Raw genomic sequence first — 17,396 nt, forward strand, 5'->3', positions numbered from 1 at the left:
CGAGCGTCGGACGCCCGCCCAACCGGCCAGGTTGATCCTCTTACGCGGCCGCCAGGGCCTGGTCCAGGTCCCACAGCAGGTCATCGAGGTCTTCGATGCCCACGCTCAGGCGCACGAAGTCAGGCGTGACGCCAGCCGCGCGCTGTTCCGCGTCGCTGAGCTGCTGATGGGTCGTGGTGGCCGGATGAATGGCAAGCGATTTGGCGTCGCCCACGTTCGCCAGGTGCGAGAATAGCTGCAGGCTGTTAATGAAGCGCCGCCCCGCCTCGCGGCCGCCCTGGATGCCAAAACCCAGGATAGCGCCGGGGCCTTTAGGCAGATAACGCTTGGCCCGTTCATACGAGGGATGGCTGGGCAGACCCGGGTAGTTGACCCAACTGACCTTGGGATGGCCTTGCAGGTATTCAGCCACCGCCTGCGCGTTGGCGACATGACGCTCCAGACGCAGGCTGAGGGTTTCCAGCCCCTGCACAAAGAGCCACGCGTTGAACGGCGCCTGGCAGGCGCCCATGTCACGCAGCACGTGCAAGCGCGCCTTGAGGATGTAGGCGGCTGGGGCCAGGTTGTTGAAGACGAGGCCGTGGTAGCTCGGATCCGGCTCGGTGAAGTTGGGAAAACGACCGCTGGCGCCCCAGTCGAAGCGGCCGCTGTCCACCAGGACGCCGCCGATGCTGGTGCCATGACCACCGATGAACTTGGTGGAGGAATGGACGACTATATCTGCGCCCCAATCGAAGGGACGGCACAGGTACGGCGTGGCGAAGGTGCTGTCAATGACCAGCGGTATCCCTACCTCGTGCGCGATGGCGGACACTTCTTCGAACGGGAAGACGTCAATTTGGGGATTGCCCAGAGTTTCGCCGTAGAAGAGCTTCGTGTTGGCGCGCACGGCGCGGCGGAAGTTTTCCGGGTCGGAGGCATCCACGAAGGTAAACTCGATGCCCAGCTTGCGCAGGGTGTGTGCAAACAGGGAATAGGTGCCGCCGTACAGCGTGCTGCTGCTGACCACATGGTCGCCGGCCTCGCACAGCGTGAGAATAGCGGCCGTCTCCGCGGCCTGACCGGAGCTGAACGCGAGCGCGCCCACGCCGCCTTCTAGATCGGCGATGCGACGCTCGAAGACATCGGTGGTGGGATTCATGATGCGTGTGTAGATATTGCCCATCTCTTCCAGGGCAAAGAGGCGCGCGGCGTGATCTACGTCGCGGAACTGGTACGACGAGGTCTGGTAAATCGGCAAGGCGCGTGCGCCCGTGGTCGGATCGGGCGCCAGTCCGGCGTGCAATTGGCGCGTGGTGAATCCCAAGGCGCGGCTGCTGCTATCGCTTGACATCGTTTGGATCTCCTGTGCATGGTGGTTGATTTGGCTCATACTGTCTTCCCGGTGGTTGCGCAGGCCGCCGTTCAGACCGACTGCACTGATGCTTGGGCGAGCGCCGCTGCTCACAGGTACCCCGCCAGCTTGGGGTAACAAAAACCCTCTCGGCATATGGACAAGAGGGCATGCGTCGTTGCACGACTGAGCGACGAGAACAAAAAAATCCTCCTCGAAGTGAGGAGGAATGGCGCCGCGTCAGCCACTGCCTCTCATCTTCCAGATTACATCTGCCGGATTTGGCACCATAACCTGGCTGGTGACGGGTGGGTCACGATGCGCGTCGTCCATCATTGGCGACTCGTATCATGGCTCGTGTCTACCTACCAGTGGTCTGGTTGCCGAGGCTTCATAGGGCCGGTCCCTCAGCCTCTCTGGATAAGAGCATCAGTACTATTCAATTGTTATCATGCTTATAGCATATATTCAACCGCGTGTCAATTTTCGCTTTACGGCCGCATGGTTTGTGAACCCATCGTTCCCTGTGGTACAATCCCGCTCATGACCAAGCCTATAGATGTAATGGCGACGCCGGCGATCTTGCCCGACCTGGAGCAAAAGCCGACCTACGTCAACCAAATGTTCGCTGCGATTGCCGGGCGCTATGATGTGATGAACCGCGTGATGACCGGCGGTCAGGATCAGCGGTGGCGCCGTCTGATTGTCAAGCAATGCCATTTGCCCAGCGGCGGCCACCTGCTGGATGTTGCGACCGGCACCGGCGACATTGGCTTCGAGGCCATGCGCCTGCGCCCGGATGTGCGCGTCACCGGCGTTGATTTTACGCATGAGATGATGATCGTGGGGCAGCGTAAAGCCTACCGCGAAGGGCTGCTCGATGTGCATGGTTCACGCCTGCGCTTCGCCGACGCCGACACCCTCAGCCTGCCGTTTGCCGATGCCACTTTCGACGCGGTCTGTTCCGGCTTTTTGATGCGCAATGTCACCGACATCGCGCGCGCGTTTGCCGAGCAGCGCCGCGTGGTCAAACCGGGCGGCCGCGTCGTGTGCCTGGAAATCACACGTCCGCAGGCGCCCGTCTGGCGTGACCTGTTCGGTCTCTATTTTTTCCGCCTGGTGCCGTTGATCGGCAGCCTGCTCAGCGGTCAGCCGCAGGCGTACACCTACCTGCCTCATTCGACGCTCGCTTTCCCGCTGCCGCAGGCGCTGCAAGGGATCATGGAGTCGGTGGGGCTGCGCCGCGTACGCTACCAAACCCTGATGCTCGGCACTGTGGCGCTGCACGTGGGCGAGGTGTAGTGTGGCCTTGAAACGGATCATTGTCGGTTTGAGTGGCGCCAGCGGCCAAATCTACGGCATTCGCCTGTTGGAGATTTTGCACGCGGCGCCGGACATCGAAACGCACCTGGTGCTGAGTCCCTCGGCGCGCATGACCATCGCGCAGGAGACCGACTGGGACCCGAAGGATGTCGAAGCGCTGGCGCACACGGTCTACCGGCCTGGCGACATTGGCGCGGCGATTGCCAGCGGTTCGTTCACCACGGCCGGCATGATCATTGCCCCGTGCAGCATCAAGACGCTGTCGGCCATTGCCAATTCCTACGACGCCGACCTGTTGACGCGCGCGGCGGATGTGCAACTCAAAGAGGGGCGGCCGGTTGTCCTGGTTGTGCGCGAGACGCCGCTGCATGTGGGGCATCTGCGCTTGATGGCGCAGGCCGCTGAGATCGGCTGTGTGATCTTCCCGCCCGTGCCTGCCTTCTACAGCCGGCCGCAAACCGTGGATGACATCGTCAATGGCACCGTGGGCCGCATCCTGGCCCGCGTGGGACTGGAAAATGAACTGTACTACCACTGGCAAGGCATGCGCGAGGCGGCCAAGGACGATCGGCGCCCGCCCGCCGCGCCACGGTCTGAATGATGCCCGGTTGGGCAGGAGATGCTCATGGCAACGTCATTTGAAGAACGGATTGACGAGTTTCTGCAGGCGCACACCACCCTGACCCTGGCGACGTGGACGCCGGAAGGGCCGCAGGCCGCGCCGCTGTTTTTTGCGCACACGTGGGGGACTGACGATGACGGGGACGCCGCGCTGCGCCTCTATTTCATCTCCAACCCAACCTCGAATCACTGCCTGGCGCTTGACAACCAGCCAAGCATCGCCGCGGCCATCTACCAGGACGGGCAAGAATGGCGCCAGATTCGCGGCCTGCAGTTGGAAGGCCGCGCGCGCCTGGCCGCGCCCGGCGCCGAGGAAGATCAGGCCATTGCGGCGTACTTGACCAAGTATCCGTTCGTCGCGACCGCGCAGGGAGGCGCGACCGATGGGGCGCTGGAACTGGCTGGCCCGCTGGCGAACAGTCGTTTCTACGTGATTGAGACCGACTGGATGCGCCTGATTGATAACACGCTCGGTTTTGGGCACCGCGAGGAGCGCGCGTATTAGGGCGTTGTTGAGCCGTCTCTTCAGACAGCGCCGATGCAGGTTAATCTATGAAACGCCTTGTAGCCTTGTTTGCGTTGTCATTCGTGGTCGTAGCATGCGGCTCAACGCCACAGTCAGCCGAATCACCCTTGGAGTCGCCACTTGCTTCACTGCAACTAACGCGAACGTTGATACCAGCGACGCCAACTCTAAGGCCGACGCCATCTTATACACCATCACCAACACCGTGGCCGACCGTCACATTTGCTTCGCCCGCAACACCTGTTCCAACCAGCGTGAGCAAGGTCACGACCGAATTGTTTGAGATTCCTGAAATTCCAATCATAGTATCCATTCCATTCAACTATGCGCTGGTCAAGAATGAAGAACCAAATCGCAGAGGATCATTTGTCTCGTATAACTTCAGCCAGACGTTAGTGATCAGCCCTTCACATGATTCATATTTTCCGGCAGAGCCGCCGTATTTCCATGAGATTCAGTTCTTCTCGCAAGAGTCCATAAGCCAGTTCTTGGCGAGATGTCCAATAAGGCTTCGATGCTTTGAAGGCGATTACCCAGATGTGGCAAGGTACATTGGTCAAAAAGATGCACTTGGGAAACTAAGCGATTATCACGAACCTTTTCAAAACTATAGCCTCCAGAAGTTTGGAGATACTTATTACCTTGTATCCACCACGCGGTGCATTGGCGCAGCCTGTGCGATCAGGGAGTACACGACTTATCTGAAGGACATCAAGGTAGATATTTGGATAATGATGACAGACATGTCACAGGCAGGTTCAAGCGACGAATTGTTTTCGTTGTTCAAGATCAAGAAGTGACACCACAGGCAGCGGCTGACGCCGGGGTCATTTGGCCGCACACAGAAGGTAGATGAGCATGGAACACACGACGACGCTGTACGACAGGGCCGCCGACCGCGGTGTGCCGTCGCTGGTTTGGCGTTTTGGGCAAGATCGGCGCCTCGACATGATCCGGCAGTGGGCCGCGCTGGACGGCGCGCAGGTGCTGGTGGATGGCTGCGGCATCGGCGCTTACGTGCGCAAGCTGCAGGCGTTGGCTGACCAGGTCATTGGGCTTGACATCGAAGAAGAGCGAATCCGTGAAGGCAGCCGTATCACGTCCAATCTGCATGTGGGCGCGTGTGAGTATTTGCCCTATCGCGACCGCACCTTCGATGTGGTCCTCTCGCATGAAGTGCTGGAGCATGTGCAGGACGACCGCCTGGCCGCGGCGGAGATGGTGCGCGTGCTCAAGTCAGGCGGCCGCGCCGTCATTTTTGCGCCCAACCGCCTTTACCCGTTCGAGACCCACGGCCATTACTGGCGAGGCCGCTACCATTTTGGCAACACCCCGCTCATCAATTACCTGCCTGACCCTCTGCGCAACCGCCTGGCGCCGCATGTGCGTGCGTATACCGCAGCCGGCCTGCGCCGTCTGTTCGATGGCCTGCCCGTGCGCGTGGTCTATCACAGCCAAATCTACCCCGGCTACGACAAGCTGAGCGCGCGTCGCCCCGGACTGGGACGTCTTTTGCGCCGCGTCACCTATGCGCTGGAAAATTCGCCCGCGCGCGGCTTTGGACTGTCGCATCTACTGGTCGTCGAGCGCCGCTGAGCGGGAGACCATGCCACCCTGCCGGCGAACTGGATTTGGGCGGCATGGGCTCCGCTCTCAGAACTCGCCCTTCACCGGTTGACCGGGCGCCTGGCTCGGGCCGGGCTGCGAAAGGACGCGTACGATCGGGCGCAGGTTCATCCACCATTGTTCCTTGGGGCGCTGGAACGGATCATCGGCCATGCGCGGCAGATCAATCAGGTCGTGAAAACGCACCTGACCCGCCTCCAGGCCAATGAAGGCCGCGCCAGGTTCCGCATTTTCGGCCTCGCTGATCAGCCATTCGATGCAGCGAGCGGCCAGGCGCGTCGCCTGGATGCGATCAAACGGCGTAGGCCCGCCGCCCTGCTGCAAATGGCCCAAGATGGCCTGGCGCACATCGTACAACCCTCTGCCTTCGGCCTCCAACAGCGCGCACATCACGCCTGTGGTGTACACCTGGTGCGCCAATTCGTTGCGGATGAGTAGGCCCAGGCGTTTGCCTTTCTCAAATCCATTGCGCAGATAGGCCAGGTCCTTTTCCAAGTCGCCCAGGGTGACGCTTTCCTCATGCAGATAGACCCGCTCTGCGCCCGTAGCCAGCCCGCTGAGCAGCGCCAGGTAGCCGCAGTAGCGCCCCATGACTTCCACCACGAAGCAGCGCCGATAAGCCACAGCCGTCTGTTTGATTTTGTCCACCGCTTCGATGATGTTGTTCAGCGCGGTGTCCGCGCCGATGCTGAGCTCAGAGCCAGGCAGGTCGTTGTCAATACTCGCCGGCATACAGACGATTGGAATGTTGAACGAGGGATAGTTCTTACGCTCGCTGACCAGCTTGAAGGCTGCTTGGTAACCAGACCAGCCGCCGACCATGAGCAGGCCGTCGAGCTTGTGCTCCTCAATCGTGCGTGCGATGGCGTACAGATCGCGACCGGACGGCACCTTGCGATTGGTGCCTAGTTCCGCGCCGCCCAGGCTCACCCAGCCGTTCGCGCTCATCCAATTCATCTCGCGCAGCTTACCCGCCATCAGCCCCTCGAAGCCTTGATCCACACCCAGCATGATGTGCCCTTTATCCAGCCCCAAGCGCAGGGCCGCGCGGATGGCGGTGTTCATACCGGGCGCCGGCCCGCCGCCGTGCAGCATCGCCAGGCGCAGACGGCGCTGATTGGGCTGCGGCGGATGCGGCAGCGCGCGCACGACCGTGCGCAGGATGCGAAAGGAGTCCTTGAAACTTCCCCCGCGCAGATCCATCGCCCGATCGAAGTCCTTATCCGCGATGGCTTCGGCCACGGCCCGCGTCTGCTTGACGCAGTGCATCAGCGGCGCTTTGTTGATGCGGTTGCCGCGGATACCAATCACCTGCGGTTCGCTCGCTGACGTCATGGCCAGCACCTCGTCCACGGCCGCAAACCCGGTCAGCGTCGCCAGGTTGCGATCGAACGCGGTGGGCGATCCGCCGCGCTGCACGTGGCCCAGGATGGTGACGCGCGCATCTTCGCCCAGGCGCTCCTCCAACACTTGCCTGACGTAGTCTGCGCTGATCGGCTTGCCGTTGCGATCCTGTGCGCCTTCGGCCACAATGACGATGCTGTCACGGCGACCTGCCTCGCGGCCGCTTTTCATCAGCGCGCACATGCTGTCTTCCCAGTTATCCACGTCGGGCGGGCTTTCTGGGATCAGGACAAAATCGGCGCCTCCCGCAATCGTTCCCATCAACGCCAGGTAGCCGCAGTGACGCCCCATCACCTCGACGACGAAGGTGCGCTGATGACTGGCTGCGGTGCTGGAAATGGCATCAATCGCGTCGGTAATGCGGCGTAAGGCCGTGTCGGCGCCGATGGTCATGTCCGTGCCGTACATGTCATTGTCAATCGAGCCGACCAGGCCCACGATTGCCAGGTGTTTGAAGCGCTCGGCCTTGTCCGCGCTGATCTCATCGGTCTTGACCAACTCGGCCAACAATTCGGGCCATTCCTGGCGGAATTGATTGGCGCCAGTCAAGCTCCCATCCCCGCCAATGACCACCAGGCCATCAATGCCAAAGCGCACCAGGTTGCGCGCAGCCTGGCGGCGCCCCTCGCGCGTCCGAAACGCAGGGCAGCGCGCCGTGCCGATCATGGTGCCGCCCTTCTGCAGGATGCCGCCCACTGAATCCCACGTGAGCGGGCGAATGCGGTCTCCGCCATCCACCATGCCCTGGTAGCCTTCGTAAATCGCGTAAACCTCCGCGCCGCGCTCCAGCGCCGCACGCGTTACCGCGCGGACCGCTGCATTCATACCGGGGGCGTCGCCGCCGCTGGTCAACACCCCGATGCGTCTAGGAATTGTTGTCATCGTGTCATTTCTCCCCTACCCTGGGCGTCAGGCTCTGGCGCGCGCCGTTGCCGGCTGTCGCGGCCACGAAATTTTCTATTCCAAGTATACCACAGGTACACGGCTCTTTCACGTAATCATATCCGCGGGCAAGTGCATGCAGCGGTTGAGGTAGCGAACCACGATGCGCCCCGCGGGCGGCACATCCAGGCGCGAGATGGCCGTGTTGACCAGGAAATAAGATACACCATCCAACGGTTGCTGGCAATAGGCTTTGATCAGGCGGTCGCTGAACGCGCCGTGCGTCACCAGGCAAATGCACTCGTCATGGTTGGCCAGGGCGGCCAGGCGCGCCACAACCCGCCGCGCGCGCTGCAAGCTCTCTGGCCTGGTCTCGCGGTCGCGCCCCCACCAGCCCTCCGCGCCGATGTCATCCGACAGCCGCGCGCGCGGAAATTCAGCCTGCAGATCGGCGCGGGCGCGGCCAGGCAGCCCCACCTCGCCGACGGGCGCGCCATAGTCCAGGTAGACGCCGCCCACCTCGAACGTGTCGGTCCACACTTCTGGCGTCAGCGCCAGCGCGTCGGCCAGCACCTGCGCGGTTTGCAGCGCGCGCGTCATGGGGCTGACGAGCAGGCGCGTGAAGGCGTAGCCTTGCTGATTGAATTCATTGCCCTCGCGCGCCGCGGCCGCAGGGAGACGCTGCGCGGTTAGAAAATCCGCCAGGCGCCGCGCTTGCTGCCAGCCCATCTCGGTCAGCCGCGGGTCTTCCACGCGCGCAGTCTGGTCGAGCAAGGCGTTGTTGGTGGACTGGGCATGACGGATCAAATACAGTTCCACGATGAGTTGGAAATCCTCCGCGTGTTTGGTTGATGGGATTAGCGCAGCACGTGTTCGGCGTAAATCAGACGCCGCGTGCCGGTTTCGCCGCGTAGAATCAACGAATGGGTCTCGGCGCGTTTGCCCGTATAGCGCACGCCAGACAGGAGCGGGCCATCGGTAATGCCGGTGGCGGCAAAGAAGATATTGTCGCTGGTGATGATCTCGCGTGCGGTGAGGATGCGGCGTGTGCTGAGGCCGGCCGCGTCCACCGCCTGGCGTTCGGCGTCGGTTTGCGGCGCCAGGCGTCCCAGCATCCCACCGCCCAGGGCGCGCACCGCACAAGCCGCCATGATGCCTTCGGAAACCCCGCCAATGCCCATCAGAATATCGGCGCGACCATGGGTGGTCACCACCAGCAGCGCGCCCGCCACATCGCCGGCCGCGCGCAGCATGACACGCGCGCCCGCGCGGCGAATTTCATCCACCAGCTCGGCATGGCGCGGCCGATCGAGGACGAAGACCACCAGGTCGTGAATATCCTTTTTCTTGAGCCGCGCGACCAACGCCAGCGTCCAGGCCGCAGGCGCATCCATACATTCAGGCACCAGCGCCGGCGCCACCTCTGCATCTACGATGATCTTTTCCATGTAAACCGCTCGCTGCGGCGCCCACATGCTGCCCACCGGGGCCACGGCGCAGACCGAGATGGCCCCCGACCGTCCCGACTCCAGCAGGCTGCGCCCCTCGATCGGATCGGTGACGACATCGAGCATGGGGCCGTTGCCAGTGCCAATACGCGCGCCCGTGTCAAACGCCGAATGCAGGCCTAGCTTCAGTTCTTCACCAATAACGATGTAACCGTCCATGTCCAGCGAATTGAGGACATGATGCATCGCTTCACCAGCCGTTTGATCCGCCTCGTCGGTGTGATCAAGGCCTACGTAGCGCCCGGCCGCCAAGGCCGCGGCTTCGGTGGCGCGAATCAGATCCAAGCCCAGGTTGCGCGAGGTGGCGACTTTGACCATGGAGGGTGTATTTGCCATGTGTAAGACCTTTCGCTGAGACTTCAACAAGACTTCGGAAGTCTCGCAGACTTCCGAAGTCTAATCAACCGCTTCGAGCAGCCCGGCGTCTTCCCAGGCCTGCATCCCGCCCTGGAGCACCGCGCAGTTATTGTAGCCTTGGTTGTGCAAGGCGTAGGTTGCGCGTGCGCTGCGCCGCCCCGCGCGGCAGGCCAGGACGATCAAGCGGTCATGCGGCAGGGTCAGCGGCTGCGTCAAGAGATCAACCAGCGGGATGTTTTGCGCCTGGGCAATGTGCCCCCGCTTGAACTCACGCGGTTGGCGCACATCCACCACGACGGGGGGCGCCTGGCCCCGCAGACGATCCCACAGGGCGCGCGGCTCGATCTCCGTCAACAGGCCGGCTGGCATGTCGGTGTGCAGAACAATGGGCACGCCGTACTCCGGCCGCGGTAAATTCTGACATTCGCGAAAGACGCGCACATCGCTCTCATAGATGCAGATGGCGGGGTCGAGCACGTGGTAGAAGAGATGCTCCACCGCATTGTCTTCACCCAGGAAATGATCGGCGCCCACATCACGGAAGAAAGCGGTAGATTTCATCAGCTTCAACACCGACTCGCGCACCCGCGTGAAGTAGACATCGCCGCCGCGCTCCCGGTAGAGGCGTAGGATGCTCTCCAGCGCATGGATGCCGCTGATGTCACAGTGATCCACGCTCTGCATGCGCAGCATGAGGTAACGCTGGGTTGGGTGCTGCGCCTGTAAAGCCCGCACCGATTCCTCGATATGACTGGCCGCGCCAAAGTAGAGATCGCCCAAGATGTCCACCACACCCAACTGCGGACACACGGGCTTGTCGGGCTGGAAAATCCAATGGCGGAAGTGTTCATCCGGCACGACAGACCGCACCTGCGGCATACTGGTCTTCAAGAGATAGTAGGCCAGCGACATCAGGATGCCCGAAAGGACGGCAAACTGCAGCGGCAGCAGAAGGGTGGCCGACAGCGTCACAATCATGATGAGTGTATCGCCGCGCGCGCCGCGCCAGATGCGCTGCATCTCCTTGCGATCAATCATGCCGTAGGCGCCGACGATCAGCACGCCGGCCAGGGCGGCGCGCGGCACGAAAGCTACCAGCGGGCCGAGCGCCAGCGTGGCGATCAATACGAACAAGCTGCCAAAGACATTGGACATGGGGGAGCGCGCCTTCGCTTCCAGGTTCAGTGCGGAGCGGTTGAACGAGCCGGAGGCGGGATAGCCGGAAAAGAGGCCGGCGGCAATGTTCGCCATACCCTGGCCCACGAATTCCTGGTTGCTGTTGAGACGCTCGCCGCTCTGGCTGGCGATGGAGCGCGCAATGGAGGTGGCTTCAACCAGGCCGATGGCCGCAATCGCGAGAGCGCCGGTGGAGAGGTGCCCGATCAGATCCAGGTCGAGCAGCGGCAGTCGGGCCAGCGGCGGAAATCCGCCCGGCATTTGACCGATGATCTTGACGCCATTGGCTGCCAGGTTGAACAAGGCCACCGCGGCGCCTGCCATCAAGAGGGCAATGAGCGGGCCAGGCAGACGCCGATCGAGCCGCTTGAGGCCCAGGATGAGGCCAGCCGCGCCCAGGCCAAGCGCCATGCTCGCCGGATGCGCCTGCGACACGGTCTGCGCCAGTTTGACCAGGTTATCCAGCAGGCCTGAGGCGCTAAAATCGAGACGCAGGAGGTGGCGCACCTCGCCCACGGCAACGAGCACCCCGGCGCCGGCCGTAAAGCCGACAATGACGGAGTCGGAAACGAAGTTCACCAGGATGCCCAGCCGCGCCAGGCCCATGGCGATGCGTAAAATGCCGGCCATGACCGCCAACATGCCGGCGGCGGCCATGAAGGGCGGCGTGCCCGGCGCGGCCAGCGGAGCCAAGATCGAAAGCACAAGCACGGAGGCGGAGTTGGTTGGCCCGGTGTTGAGGTGGCTTGAGGATCCCCAGAGCGCGCCCACGATGCCGGCGGCGACGGCTGTGTAGATTCCCATTTGCGGCGGCAGGCCGGCCAAGAGTGAAAAAACAATGGCTTGGGGAAGCAGCACCACCGCGATGGTCAGTCCGGCCAGCATATCTGGCTGCAGGTTGGCAAGCCGGTAGGTGCGCAGCAAGTGAACCGGGCGCAAGAAGAGAAACGGCAAGACACGCATATATGAGCTTTCTACACGGTTCTAACTCTCCCCCACGCGCGCCAGGCGATGAGCGCCGAAGCTGAAAATGGGAAAGCCAACAGCAAAGGTCAACACGAGCGCGCCGGCTGGGCCGATCAGCCAGGCAGCCAGCGTCCAATCGGGGAGCCAGATAGCCGCCAGCGCGGGTAGGGCCAGAAAAGCCAGTCCCACGAGCGCGTAGAGAGACTGGACGATGAACGCGATGAGGCCGCCCCAGCCAGAGCTCATGCGACGGGGGTCATCCCAATCGAGCCGCGCCCAGGGCACGCTCAACCCCACGCAAATCGCGATCACGCCCACGCCCAGGATCAAGGTGCCAACGGTCGTGTAGATGAAGGCGACGATGCTAAAATGACGCCAGACCGCTGCGCCCAGCATGAGCAGGATGTCCAGGCCGGCAAGGGGGAGATATGCAGACAGGAATTTGCCGCGCAGCAGCTCCCAACTGCTGAGCGGCGCTGCTTTGAGCAGCCACCACGATTTGCCTTCCATGCTGATGCTGGTCAGCGCGACGCGCGTGAAGACGAGGGAGGCGATGAAAAGGACGCTGCCGGCGAGGGCGACTTGGGCCAGAGTCAACGCGCCGTCGCCTTCAAGGCGGCCAAGCATCTGGCTGAGATTGGCGCGGTCGCGAGGGCCGCTGTTAGTCACGATGTTGAGGTAGATAAAGGGCACCAGGAGCAGAGGCGAGAGCATTTGGGCGAAGTTGCGCAGGTCGCGTGGGATGACGCGCCAATCTTTGAGCGCGATCGTCAGCAGGCTAGGCGCGGTGACCAGCGCGCCGCCGCGTCGGGCGCGGGCGCGGTCGCGCGCGCTGCGTCGCGCCGAGCCAGCGCTTTGCATGCGCGTCCAGCCGCTGGTGTACAGGCGATCGGCCAACACCACGCACAGGGCAAAAAAGCCGAAGGTGATGAGCAGAAAAAGGGCCAGGTCGAGCAGGCTGGCGCCGATCCGCCCATAGCCGGCGGCGACCAGGCCGCGACCGGCGACCAGCGTGGGCAACGGCACGGCCGTCAGACGTTCGACGGCCGCCAGCAAGGCCTGCGGGTTGGATTCAAACTGCGCAAAACGCTCGACCCACAGGCGCGAGGTTTGGCCGAGCAGGCTGCAACTGAGGCCGAAGATGGCCGCAACGAAGCCGAGGACTTCGCGCACCCGGTGCGCCGGGGCGAAACGCGCCACCAGCATCACGGCCAGCGCGCCAATGCCCGTGGTGAGCAACGGCGCGCCCAGCAGGGTGAATAACGCAAAGAAGAAGTACCAGGCCTGGTAGCCCAAACGCCAACCGTAAGCGAAAAGGCCCGGCACGGCCGTGATGAGTAGAATTCCGTAATACCAGGCGATGCCGTCGAGCAGCTTGGAGACAAAAACGGCCCGCCGATTGACCGGCGCGACCATCAGCAGTTCCAGGTCGTTGCTGAAAAAGAGGCTGCCCAGGGCGATGCTAAACGCGCTGATGAGCAAGATCAGCGCGGCGGCTGTCAAGATCAGGCCGGGGACGAGCGCTTCCAGGCCGGCGCCGAGGAAGCGGCGCACCGCCGCCGCGCTGCCCCAGCCGATCAAGCCGGAGAAGCCGCCCAGGCTGGCTGTGAGCCACAGGATGCCAATGAGCGTCAGAATTTTGCGCCAACGCGTGCGTTTGCGCCAGTTGTTCCAGTTCAACTGCCAGCGCAGTTGCAGCAGCAGGACGGTATCAGCAATCATCTTTTCTCTTCTTGTGTCCCGTGAGCGTTACGAGAGCACAGCCGCCAGTTCCTCGTAATCCGCGCCGCCGGTCAGGCCGAGGAAGATGTCCTCCAGGGAGCCGCTGGCGCCGCCGGCGCGCAGCTCCTCCATCGTGCCCACAGCGATGATTTCGCCCTTGTTGATGATGGCAACTCGGTCACACATGCGTTCGGCAATTTCCAGGATGTGCGTGGAGAAAAAGACAGCGTTGCCGCGGTCGGCAATTTGCCGCAGCAGGGCCTTGATCAGCCGCGCCGACTTGGGATCCAGCCCCACGGTCGGCTCATCCAGGAAGAGCACCTGCGGGTTGTGGATGAGCGCGCCCGCCAGAGCCATCTTCTGCTGCATGCCGTGGCTGTAGCCTTCGAGTAAATCGCCCGCGGCCTCTTCCAGGTCGAAGAGCTTGAGCAGCTCCGCGGCGCGCGTCTCTAACTGCGCCGATGGCACCCGGTAGAGGCGGCCCATGAAGCGTAGAAATTCCCAGGCGTTGAGCTTGCCGTACAGGTTGGGCGTGTCTGGCACGTAGCCAATGCACGATTTGGCCTGGATGGGCTGGGCCTGAATGTTGTAGCCGCAGATGCGCGCGGTGCCGGCGGTTGGAGTCAAGAGACCGGTCAGCATTTTGATCGTGGTGGTCTTGCCCGCGCCATTCGGCCCCAGGAAGCCCATGATCTCGCCTTCACGCACCTGCAGATTGACGCCTTTAACCGCTTCCAGCGGTCCGTACGTTTTGCGCAGGCCAATCGCCTCCACCGCGATTCCCGCACCGTCGGGTAGGCGAGCAGAGGCGCCATTCGTGTGTGTGGTTGCTACGAATGTCATGGCCGGATCGAATCCCAACATGTCATCTCCATATCACCTTCTGACCACGCCGGTCAGGCAACCGGCGGCTAACGCAGCTGCGCGTAGGTCGTGCTCAAGGCCAGGCCGATGAAGATCAGCGTGACCAGACTGAAGAGGGGGAAGATGCCGGTAAACAAGAAAACGGTTGCGTTGCCCACGAGCACGCCGAGCAAAATCCCGCCGAAAGCGACCGCCCACAAGTAGCGGCCGCGCCGGCGATTGATGGCGCGGCGAATCAACCCGGCCAGGGCGCTCCCGGCGGCCGTACCGATCAAGACGGCAATCCAGAGGCCAAAGAAGCCCATGCCCCCCAGCAGAAGTCCAGCCAGGGGCGAAGCAATGGCGCACACGATGAAGCCGACGCCAAACGCAATCGGATAGTCGAGCGATTCCGCATTGAAGTAGACTGCCTGCTGTCCCGCGATGCACTCCTTGCAGCGATACCCCACATCGGTCAGCCGCACACAATTTACGCACATGGGGCGGTTGCACTTGTTACAGCGCAGCATGGTTTCCACGCGGGGATGGTTGGTGCAGAAGATCCGCTCTTCCGCGTCCGCCTCAACGACTGCTGGCGCGCTCTGAGAGCCGACTGCGGCCGCGACGGGCGCCAGGCGTTGATTGGCCTGTGCAATCAAGCGGCCCAGGCCGGCATCGGAAGACGGCTCCTCAACCTGCGTATCGCGCTTGACAGGAATTTGGCTGCGCCTGCGCAGGAGGTCTATGCCGGCCAGCGCTTCGGCATTGGCCGGGTCAAGGCGCAGCGCCTGCATGAAGCAGGTGCGCTTGTCCTCGGCGCTGCTGACCACGCCAGCCAGCCCCAGCCACGCTTCGACGTTGCCCGGCGCTTCGGCCAGGGCCTCTTCGTACAACCGGCGCGCCTGATCTCCCTCTCCCACCCGCGCCGCGGCCGAAGCACGCGCCAATTTCTCTGCCACTGTCTCCATCACTCATTTCACCTTTTATCATCTGCCTTGCTATGACTCAGCTTGAAACTCGTTACTGCTCATCCTATTCCTGCCGCACTCGATACTTTGCACATTGCCCATAATACTTACACATTCCACTTCAGCCGATCGAGCAGCGTCTTGTAGAAATAGCTACGCGCCCGCAGGCGGATGAAACGCGCCACATTGGGACTGGAGGTGACCATGACAATGTCCCCGTTACGCAGGTCAATCTCGAACTGCCCATCCACCGTTAGAATGGCCTGATGATCGGTGAAGACCTGCATGTTGACCGTCGCTCCCTGCGCCATCACAATCGGCCGATCGAAGCTAAGATGGGGAGCAATGGGCACAAGCAGGATGTTCTTCAATTCCGGGGGCAGAATCGGCCCGCCGGCGGCGAGGGCGTAGCCGGTGCAGCCGGTAGCCGTAGCCACGATCAGGCCGTCGGCGGCAAAGGTCGTGACGTAGCCCTCATCAAGCGAGGTGGCGATGCGCACGATGCGCGCCAGGCTGCCGCGGCTGACCACGGCGTCGTTCAGCGCTTCGTAGTGATGATCGTGCGGGTTGTCGTTGGCGTCGTGTTTGACCGAGACATCAAGCATCATGCGTTCTTCAACCCAGTAGTTGCCGGCCAGCAGCTGCTCTATCGGCTCGTTCCAGTGCTCAGGCTGAATTTCGGCTAGAAAACCCAGGCGTCCCAGCTTGACGCCGATCATGGGCACGTGGAAACGCGCGCCCAGGCGCGCGGCGCGCAGCATGGTGCCGTCGCCGCCCAGGGTGACGAGCAGATCGAGCTCCTGCACATGAGCGCTGATTTCTTGTTCTTCCCAGGCCGAAAAGAGCGATGGTTGGCACCCCTGGCGCTGCAGCACCCCGGCGATTTGCTCGGCCAGCGGAAGCGCCTCCGGTTTCTTGGGGTGATGCAAGATGCCGATGCGTTGGAAGGATGGATTCGTGACTGCGTGGTTTGCCATGAGCGGTATTGTATCAGACACGTCATGGGGGGTCAAGCGGAAATGCTGAACGCTGAATGCTGAACGCTGAATGAGGAACGCTGAATGAGGAACGCTGAATGAGGAATGGTGATGGGTTTGACATTCAGAATTCAGAGTTGATGAAACGCGTCTGCCACGCCGCGCCAATAGGCATCCTGCTGTCCGGGGACAAACGGCACGTAGTAATTGATGCGGTCGAGCAGGCCGGCATAGCGCTGCTGAATCCGGCCGGCCAGCTCATCCGGCGCGCCGCTCACCGCGAAGACATCCAGCATCTCATCCGTCACCAGCGCGGCCATTTCCTGCCACTGCTGGCGCGCAGCCAGCATCCCCAACTTTTCCGCGGTGTCCAGCCAGCCGTGTATTTCCATCACGCTGTGGTAACTGGGCGTGGACGCATAGAAGGCGATCTGCGAACGCGTCGCCTGGCGGGCGGCGGCCATCGCCTCAGCATCCGGGCCGGTAATGACGAAGATCGAGCTGGAGAGGCTGATGTCGCCGCGCGCGCGCCCGCTCCGCTCCAGGCCGATGGCGATGTTAGGCAGCGTGACCTCTTGCAGGTACTTGACGGTGTGAAACGGATGGACATGAAAACCTTCGCACAGCTCACCCGCCAGTTGACACAACCCCTTGTTGACGCCGGCAATGTAGATCGGGATGCGGGGGTGCTCAATCGGGCCGGGATTGAAGAAAGGCGACATTAAGGTCAGTTTGTAGTATTCGCCCCGAAAATTGAGGCGCGCGCCCGTCTGCCAGCAGTTCCACAGCGCGCGCATGCCCAGGATCATCTCACGCAGCCGCGCCGTGGGTGAATCCCATGTCATCCCGAAGCGGCGTTCGATGTGCGCTTTGACCTGCGTGCCCAGGCCCAGGATGAAGCGCCCGTGCGAAAGCGCCTGCAAATCCCACGCCGTGTAGGCCAGCTCCGCGGGGCTGCGCGAAAATGCAACCGCGATGGCCGTTCCCATCTCGATGCGCTGCGTGTGCTCGGCGGCCAGGACCAGCGGCAAGAAAGCATCATGCTGCGTCTCGGCCGTCCACAGGCCATCGAAACCCAGGTCTTCGGCCGTGCGCGCGGCAACGCCTGCGTCCTGCAAACCATGCTCATACGACAAAACCACATCAATTTTCATCACTCTTCTC

Annotated in this window: 15 protein-coding genes and 1 riboswitch; of the genes, 5 read left to right on the forward strand and 10 right to left on the reverse strand. The window is 62.5% G+C overall.

The features are described from left to right. Positions 1 to 40: 40 nt before the first annotated feature. Positions 41 to 1,333, reverse strand: a complete 1,293-nt coding sequence (locus ACPQ6D_RS14305) for an O-acetylhomoserine aminocarboxypropyltransferase/cysteine synthase family protein (protein ID WP_423225018.1) — start codon at positions 1,331 to 1,333, stop codon at positions 41 to 43. Between the two features lie 251 nt (positions 1,334 to 1,584). Continuing rightward, positions 1,585 to 1,760, reverse strand: a riboswitch (SAM riboswitch). 116 nt (positions 1,761 to 1,876) lie between these two features. Here ACPQ6D_RS14305 and ACPQ6D_RS14310 point away from each other — a divergent pair. The 5 genes from ACPQ6D_RS14310 to ACPQ6D_RS14330 are packed head-to-tail and all read left to right on the forward strand — an operon-like array spanning position 1,877 to position 5,399. After that, positions 1,877 to 2,635: a ubiquinone/menaquinone biosynthesis methyltransferase gene (locus ACPQ6D_RS14310; RefSeq protein ID WP_423225019.1), complete on the forward strand. Its 759-nt coding sequence runs from the start codon at positions 1,877 to 1,879 to the stop codon at positions 2,633 to 2,635. 7 nt (positions 2,636 to 2,642) lie between these two features. Continuing rightward, entirely contained in the window at positions 2,643 to 3,257 is a 615-nt protein-coding gene (locus ACPQ6D_RS14315) for a UbiX family flavin prenyltransferase (RefSeq protein WP_423225020.1), read from the forward strand. Between the two features lie 24 nt (positions 3,258 to 3,281). Beyond that, a complete protein-coding gene (locus ACPQ6D_RS14320) occupies positions 3,282 to 3,782 on the forward strand; it encodes a pyridoxamine 5'-phosphate oxidase family protein (protein WP_423225021.1) in 501 nt (166 codons plus the stop codon). A gap of 47 nt (positions 3,783 to 3,829) precedes the next feature. Continuing rightward, on the forward strand, positions 3,830 to 4,603 hold the full coding sequence (locus tag ACPQ6D_RS14325; RefSeq protein ID WP_423225022.1) for a hypothetical protein: 774 nt from the start codon (positions 3,830 to 3,832) through the stop codon (positions 4,601 to 4,603). Positions 4,604 to 4,661: 58 nt separating this feature from the next. After that, on the forward strand, positions 4,662 to 5,399 hold the full coding sequence (locus ACPQ6D_RS14330) for a class I SAM-dependent methyltransferase (protein WP_423225023.1): 738 nt from the start codon (positions 4,662 to 4,664) through the stop codon (positions 5,397 to 5,399). A gap of 57 nt (positions 5,400 to 5,456) precedes the next feature. On the opposite strand, the gene ACPQ6D_RS14335 is transcribed toward ACPQ6D_RS14330, so the two are convergent. From ACPQ6D_RS14335 to ACPQ6D_RS14375, 9 genes are all read right to left on the reverse strand, one after another. Further along, entirely contained in the window at positions 5,457 to 7,715 is a 2,259-nt protein-coding gene (locus tag ACPQ6D_RS14335; protein ID WP_423225024.1) for a 6-phosphofructokinase, read from the reverse strand. A gap of 108 nt (positions 7,716 to 7,823) precedes the next feature. Continuing rightward, on the reverse strand, positions 7,824 to 8,534 hold the full coding sequence (locus tag ACPQ6D_RS14340) for a histidine phosphatase family protein (protein WP_423225025.1): 711 nt from the start codon (positions 8,532 to 8,534) through the stop codon (positions 7,824 to 7,826). 38 nt (positions 8,535 to 8,572) lie between these two features. Further along, positions 8,573 to 9,559 carry a fructose-bisphosphatase class II family protein gene (locus tag ACPQ6D_RS14345; RefSeq protein WP_423225026.1) on the reverse strand — a complete coding sequence of 329 codons (987 nt, stop codon included), beginning with the start codon at positions 9,557 to 9,559 and terminating at the stop codon, positions 8,573 to 8,575. Between the two features lie 60 nt (positions 9,560 to 9,619). After that, a complete protein-coding gene (locus ACPQ6D_RS14350; protein ID WP_423225027.1) occupies positions 9,620 to 11,719 on the reverse strand; it encodes a SulP family inorganic anion transporter in 2,100 nt (699 codons plus the stop codon). A 21-nt stretch (positions 11,720 to 11,740) separates the two neighbouring features. After that, positions 11,741 to 13,444 (reverse strand): putative ABC transporter permease subunit, encoded by a 1,704-nt coding sequence (locus tag ACPQ6D_RS14355; protein ID WP_423225028.1) that lies wholly within the window; start codon positions 13,442 to 13,444, stop codon positions 11,741 to 11,743. 27 nt (positions 13,445 to 13,471) lie between these two features. Next, a complete protein-coding gene (locus tag ACPQ6D_RS14360) occupies positions 13,472 to 14,308 on the reverse strand; it encodes an ABC transporter ATP-binding protein (RefSeq protein WP_423225029.1) in 837 nt (278 codons plus the stop codon). Positions 14,309 to 14,355: 47 nt separating this feature from the next. After that, positions 14,356 to 15,255: a tetratricopeptide repeat protein gene (locus ACPQ6D_RS14365; protein ID WP_423225030.1), complete on the reverse strand. Its 900-nt coding sequence runs from the start codon at positions 15,253 to 15,255 to the stop codon at positions 14,356 to 14,358. Positions 15,256 to 15,362: 107 nt separating this feature from the next. Then, complete coding sequence (locus ACPQ6D_RS14370) at positions 15,363 to 16,232, reverse strand: NAD(+)/NADH kinase (RefSeq protein ID WP_423225031.1); 870 nt, start codon at positions 16,230 to 16,232, stop codon at positions 15,363 to 15,365. A 131-nt stretch (positions 16,233 to 16,363) separates the two neighbouring features. After that, positions 16,364 to 17,386: a TIGR03617 family F420-dependent LLM class oxidoreductase gene (locus ACPQ6D_RS14375; RefSeq protein ID WP_423225062.1), complete on the reverse strand. Its 1,023-nt coding sequence runs from the start codon at positions 17,384 to 17,386 to the stop codon at positions 16,364 to 16,366. Positions 17,387 to 17,396: the final 10 nt, after the last annotated feature.

The organism is Candidatus Amarolinea aalborgensis, assembly GCF_900491745.1.
GTDB lineage: Bacteria > Chloroflexota > Anaerolineae > SSC4 > Amarolineaceae > Amarolinea > Amarolinea aalborgensis.

Bases quoted from the DNA above. Each gene is read 5' to 3' on its own strand.
- ACPQ6D_RS14330 (WP_423225023.1), top strand. From the start codon at position 4,662: ATGGAACACACGACGACGCTGTACGACAGGGCCGCCGACCGCGGTGTG.
- ACPQ6D_RS14350 (WP_423225027.1), bottom strand. From the start codon at position 11,719: ATGCGTGTCTTGCCGTTTCTCTTCTTGCGCCCGGTTCACTTGCTGCGC.
- ACPQ6D_RS14305 (WP_423225018.1), bottom strand. From the start codon at position 1,333: ATGTCAAGCGATAGCAGCAGCCGCGCCTTGGGATTCACCACGCGCCAA.
- ACPQ6D_RS14310 (WP_423225019.1), top strand. From the start codon at position 1,877: ATGACCAAGCCTATAGATGTAATGGCGACGCCGGCGATCTTGCCCGAC.
- ACPQ6D_RS14325 (WP_423225022.1), top strand. From the start codon at position 3,830: ATGAAACGCCTTGTAGCCTTGTTTGCGTTGTCATTCGTGGTCGTAGCA.
- ACPQ6D_RS14375 (WP_423225062.1), bottom strand. From the start codon at position 17,386: ATGAAAATTGATGTGGTTTTGTCGTATGAGCATGGTTTGCAGGACGCA.
- ACPQ6D_RS14360 (WP_423225029.1), bottom strand. From the start codon at position 14,308: ATGTTGGGATTCGATCCGGCCATGACATTCGTAGCAACCACACACACG.
- ACPQ6D_RS14355 (WP_423225028.1), bottom strand. From the start codon at position 13,444: ATGATTGCTGATACCGTCCTGCTGCTGCAACTGCGCTGGCAGTTGAAC.
- ACPQ6D_RS14365 (WP_423225030.1), bottom strand. From the start codon at position 15,255: ATGGAGACAGTGGCAGAGAAATTGGCGCGTGCTTCGGCCGCGGCGCGG.
- ACPQ6D_RS14320 (WP_423225021.1), top strand. From the start codon at position 3,282: ATGGCAACGTCATTTGAAGAACGGATTGACGAGTTTCTGCAGGCGCAC.
- ACPQ6D_RS14345 (WP_423225026.1), bottom strand. From the start codon at position 9,559: ATGGCAAATACACCCTCCATGGTCAAAGTCGCCACCTCGCGCAACCTG.
- ACPQ6D_RS14335 (WP_423225024.1), bottom strand. From the start codon at position 7,715: ATGACAACAATTCCTAGACGCATCGGGGTGTTGACCAGCGGCGGCGAC.
- ACPQ6D_RS14370 (WP_423225031.1), bottom strand. From the start codon at position 16,232: ATGGCAAACCACGCAGTCACGAATCCATCCTTCCAACGCATCGGCATC.